Below are 5,002 nucleotides of genomic sequence, written 5' to 3'. Positions count from 1 at the left end.
AGCCCCGGGCGACGAGCCGGGGGGACGGTCTCGGCCACGACGACGACCTGCTGGGTGCCGGCCGGACCGACGCCGACGACGGCGGCGCGCGCGATGGCGGCCCGCGCCTCCACGGCCTGTTCGGACGCGACCGGCGTCAGCACGCCCGTCGACGTCGTCATCACGTGGGGCAGGCGGCCCTCGACCCAGAGTCGGCCCTGGGCGTCGAGGTGCCCGACGTCGCCGGTGCGGTGCCAGCGGGTCTCGGCGGTCGAGCCCAGGCGGCTGAGGCGGTGCGTCAGCCAGAGGCGGTCGTAGTGGTCCTCGACGTGGGGCGCCGAGACGATGATCTCGCCCGTGACGCCGGGGGCGTCGGTGAACGCCGAGGAGGCGCGACCCCCGTCGTCGAGCGGAGCGATCCGCACCGTCGTGGTCGCGCCGGGCAGCCCGACGCAGACCCCGCCGGCGTCGGGCGCACCCGCGGCGACGGCTGCCTCGCGGTCGGCGGCCGCGGAGCGCACGCCCTCGAGCGTGACGTCGGTCATCAGCAGGCCCTCGGTCATGCCGTAGGGCGTGTGGGGCGTCGCGTTCGGCATGAGGTCGCCGGCCGCCGCCAGCAGCGCCTCGGAGACGGGCGCACCCGCCGACAGGAAGGTCTCGACGCCGGCCAGCGCGCGGTGGTCCGCGTCGTCGAGGTCGTCCGACGTCGCGACGACGTTGGCGAGCGCGGCGGGGGAGAGGAACACCACGGTGGCGTCCACCGCCGCCGTGGAGGCCGCGACGGCCCGGGCGGTGAGGGTGCGCGGCTTCGTGACGTCCATGTCGGGGGTGACGCTCGTCGCCCCGAGCGCGGGGCCCAGCAGGGCGAACGGGGCGAAGCCGGCCACCAGGCCCGTGCCCGGACCGACGTCGTACTGCTCGGCCAGGGCGTCGCGCAGGGCCGTCAGCTGGCCGTGCCGGTAGACGACGCCCTTCGCGGGGCCGGTCGAGCCCGAGGTGAACAGGATGGCGGCCTCGGCGTCGGATGTGGGGGCGTCGGGCAGCTCGGCGAGGGCACCGTGGGCACGACGGCCGAGGGCGGCGATCTCGGGCAGCGACGCCTCGACGCCGAGTGCCCGGGCGGCGACCGGCGACAACGTCGTCGTGGAGATCTTGCGGCCCGGCCAACCGAGGGCGGTGGCCGCCGTGAGTCCCGGGAGCTGGCCGATCACGTGGTCGGGCCACGCGCCGCGGACGGCGCGGGTCAGGCCGCGCACGCCGAGACCGGCGTCGGCCACGACCACGACGGCACCGAGGCGGACGCAGGCGTAGAGCACCGCGGTCAGGTCGGCACCGGGCTGGACGAGCAGCGAGACGCGGTCGCCCGGGCGCACGCCGTGCTTCCGCAGGCCGAGCGCGATCTCGTGGACGCGACGGGCGAGCAGGCTCCAGCTGATCGAACGCGGGCCGTCGGCACCCGCGGGTGCCATCTCGACGAGCGCGGTGGCCGGGCTGTCGGCCAGGGAGTCCAGGTACGACCAGAGCGGGCGGTCCTGCGGGGAGGCGACCCGCGCCTCCTCGGTTCCGACCGGGGTGGCGACTCGGGCCTCGGTGGCGGCCCGGGCCGGGGCGTCGACGGCGGCCGTCCCGCCGGGCAGCCGGTCGCCCAGCCAGGTGAGCACGGCTCCGGCGTAGTCGACGTCCTCGGCGACGAGGTGGCCCGCACCCTCGAAACGGTGCACGTCGGCGTGCGGCAGGCGGTCGACCAGGTCGTCGAGGTACCGGTCCGAGAAGATCGGATCGCGCGGGCCCCAGAGCATCAGGGCCGGCACGGTGAGGCCGCGCAGGCCCTCGGCGATGCGGTCGAGCTCGGGGCTGCTGACGTGCCCGTCGTCGACCGGGATGTCGGCCACGAAGCCACCGATGCCGCCGCGGCGGTCGGCCTGGCGGTACGGGGCACGGAAGCCGGCCTTCACCTCGGGCGAGAGCGGCGGGTGGGCGAGGCCGAGGGTCACGTCGAGGAACCCGGTGGTGCCGACGGTCGCCCGGCCCAGCACGCCGCGGGCGAGGGTCAGGCGCAGGGGAGCGGGGATCTTCTCGCCCTCGGGCTGGTGGATCGCGGTGTTGAGCAGCATGAGCCCGGCCAGCTGGTCGGGGTGGTCGACCGCCCAGCCCATCGAGACGACGCCGCCCCAGTCGTGGCCGAGGGTGACGACGGGCCCGGTGACCTCGAGGGCGTCGGTGAGGTCGCCCAGGTCGGCGACGCGGCGGGCCAGCGTCTGCGGCGAGCCCGTGCGCTCGGAGAAGCCCATGTCGAGCTGGTCGACCGCGACGACGCGCCACGCGGGCCCCCCGGCGACGGCCGTCTCGACCGTGCGGGCGACGAGGCGGCGCCAGAGGTACGACCAGGTCGGGTTGCCGTGCACGCAGAGGATGGTGCCGACCGGTTCGGCGCCGACCTCGGCCAGCGCTTCGGCGTTGTCGAGGACGTGCCAGGTGCGGGAGGCGCGGTGTGCGCCGAGCCCGTACGGCACGTCGACGAGACGCGACCACGACGGGTCGAGCCCGTCGAGACCCGCGGGGGGACGTGACGCCGGCGCCGTGGCGGAGGCGGACCGCGGGAGCCGACTCACCAGGCGAGCTCCATCATCGCGGTGTTGATGCCCGAGCCGACGCCCATCAACAGGACGCGGTCGCCCTTGCTGAGGGTTTTGCTCTCTTCGACCAGCGTGATCGGGATCGACGCCGGGCCCACGTTGCCGAGGGTCGGGTAGGTGAGCGGGACGAGCTTCTTGTCGATGCCGGCGGCCTTGACGAAGGCACCCGTGTGCACGTCGCTGACCTGATGCATGATGTAGCGGTCCATGCGCTGCCAGTTCCAGTCGCGCTTGGCCTCTTTCCAGGCCGAGACGACGAGTTCCATGCCGCGCTTGAGCAGGGCCTTGGCGTCGGTGAACATGCCGTCGACGCTGCCGACGCAGAGGTCGTAGTTCTCGGTGGCGGCGCGGGTGACGCCGCCGACGATGCGGTGGCCCTCGGGGTGGAGGTCGGCACGGCCGATGACGGCGGCGGCGGCCCCGGAGCCCAGGGTGAGGCTGGCGAACTCGCTCATGAAGTCGTCGCGGCCGTAGCCCTTGGTGAGGAGGCGATCGATCGTGTTGACCTGGACGTCGTCGGCGTCCTCGCCGTCGATGATGACGGCGTAGTCGATCTGACCCGCGTCGATCAGCTGGGCTGCGAGGGTCATGCCGTTGACGAAGCCGAGGCAGGCGTTGGCGATGTCGAAGTTCGTGGCCGACGAGGGCAGGCCGAGGCCGTGGTGCAGGCGCACGGCGACCGAGGGCTCGAGGTGGGGGCGCGTGACCGACGTGTTGATCAGCAGGCCGACCTGGTCGGGGCGGATGCCGGCCTCGGCCAGCGCCCGCTTGCCGGCGTCGATCGCCGCCGCGTCGAAGCTCTGCTCGGTGCTCCAGTTGCGGCGCTCGTACACGCCGGCGACGCGCTGCAGCAGGCCCGTGGGCAGCTTGAGGCGCTTGAGCACGGGGCCGAGCTTCTCGTCGATGCTCTCGGAGGTGGTGACCCGGTCGGCCATGGTGCTGGTGACCGACAGCAACGCGACGTTGCTGTGCCGGGTCGTAGCGTTTCCGTTCAACGGAACTCCCTGTCGAGTTGTGGCGGGGTGGGGCTGCACGCGCGCGCGGGGTCGCGAGCGGAGCCGAACGTCGTGGGCACCGGTTCGGTGCATCAGTCAGTTTACGGCGGCGCACGCTGGGTGGTTGCCAGGTTGACGGGGCACGTCCATGCCATGAACGGCATGTGACCGGGGGTTCCGGCGTCAGGCCCCGGGGTCGCGGGGCAGCCGGACGATGCGACGGCGGTCGTCGCGCGTCCACCAGACGAGGTCGGCCACCGCCCAGGTGACGGCACCCAGGCCGGCGGCGACGACGACGACGGTGACGACGGTGACGTGGCCGCCGCCGACCGTCAGGGCGGCGACGATGCTCGCGATCACGACGAGCGCGCAGAACGACGTGACGAGGGGCAGGGCGAGGCCGCCGCGTTTGGTCAGCAGCCAGTTCGGCACGTCGGGATCGACGTGGACGTCGCGTCGTCGCACGGTGCCTCCTCGGCGGATCGGGTCCCGGCGATCGTAGCCCGCGCACCTTGTACCCTCGGGTGCATGAGCGACCTGCGGCGACCCTGGTTCACCCTGACGAAGACGGGTGCCGTGGTGCCCGCCGTGTTCGAGGTGCTGATCGGCCTGTTCGGCCTCGTCGTGCAGGTGCTCAACATCGCCTCGGGGGTGCCGGTCCAGGCGATCACCGTCATCATCCTGATCGTCGCCGTGCTGCTGGTCGCGCAGGGCGTCGCCGACCTGGTCTGGTGGAGCAAGGACGGCCGCCGGGCGAGGGCGCGCCAGGCCTGACCGCTCGGCCGGGGCCACCCGGCCCCTCGGGTCAGACGGACGCCTCCGGCCGGGGCCTCCGCAGCCGGTGCGTCGCGAGGAGCACGACGACCACCACGCCCACCCCGATGGCGGTGTCGGCCGTCCGGGCCGCCACGAGGGCGCCCCCGTCGACGGGTGCGCCGCCGAGTGCCCGCATGCCGAGCGCCATGGGCGTGATGGTGACCAGCGCGAGCCCGTAGTTGCGGACGATCAGCAGCTCGGTCGCGAACTGGAGCACGCCGAAGGCGACGATCAGGGCCGCGACCCCGGGGTGCCACGCCAGCAGCAGAGCGGCGAGGCCCACCCCGACGAGGGTGCCGAGGAGGCGGTGGCCGGCCCGCACGAGCTGGCCCGCCGTCGCGGTCCCCACGACGGGTACCACGGCCGACACCATGGCCCAGTACGGGCTCTGCACGCCGAGACCGAGGCTGATCAGCCCGGCCGCGATCGAGGCGACCAGGCAGACGGCGGCGTGCACGACCGTCCGCCGGCCGTCCAGGGGACGGGGCCCGCGCCTCCATCGGCGTCCGTCGACGGTCGCGAGCGCGCGACGACCGGCGGGCAGCAGCACGCCCGCGAGCGACGCGAGCAGGGCGA

The 5,002-nt window shown here is 74.2% G+C and carries 5 protein-coding genes; 1 reads left to right on the top strand and 4 read right to left on the bottom strand.

The window, feature by feature from the left end:
• The 3 genes from IFT36_RS15090 to IFT36_RS15080 form a co-directional block, all read right to left on the bottom strand.
• Positions 1-2,591: alpha/beta fold hydrolase (locus IFT36_RS15090; RefSeq protein WP_307785129.1), on the bottom strand; the 2,591-nt coding region annotated here is incomplete at its 3' end.
• Entirely contained in the window at positions 2,588-3,610 is a 1,023-nt protein-coding gene (locus IFT36_RS15085) for a 3-oxoacyl-ACP synthase III (RefSeq protein ID WP_056043127.1), read from the bottom strand. The genes IFT36_RS15085 and IFT36_RS15090, both read right to left, overlap by 4 nt.
• 183 nt (positions 3,611-3,793) lie before the next feature.
• On the bottom strand, positions 3,794-4,075 hold the full coding sequence (locus tag IFT36_RS15080; protein WP_056043124.1) for a hypothetical protein: 282 nt from the start codon (positions 4,073-4,075) through the stop codon (positions 3,794-3,796).
• A gap of 63 nt (positions 4,076-4,138) precedes the next feature.
• Here IFT36_RS15080 and IFT36_RS15075 point away from each other — a divergent pair, with 63 nt between their 5' ends.
• Positions 4,139-4,384, top strand: a complete 246-nt coding sequence (locus IFT36_RS15075; RefSeq protein ID WP_123571699.1) for a hypothetical protein — start codon at positions 4,139-4,141, stop codon at positions 4,382-4,384.
• 31 nt (positions 4,385-4,415) lie between these two features.
• Here IFT36_RS15075 and IFT36_RS15070 read toward each other — a convergent pair.
• Positions 4,416-5,002: FUSC family protein (locus IFT36_RS15070; RefSeq protein WP_200413561.1), on the bottom strand; the 587-nt coding region annotated here is incomplete at its 5' end.

Origin of the sequence: Frigoribacterium sp. CFBP 13605 (assembly GCF_014839405.1) — a bacterium.
Taxonomy (GTDB): Bacteria; Actinomycetota; Actinomycetes; order Actinomycetales; family Microbacteriaceae; genus Frigoribacterium.
Note: the sequence above shows the minus strand (reverse complement) of the source record. Positions and strands in the feature narration are given on the sequence as shown.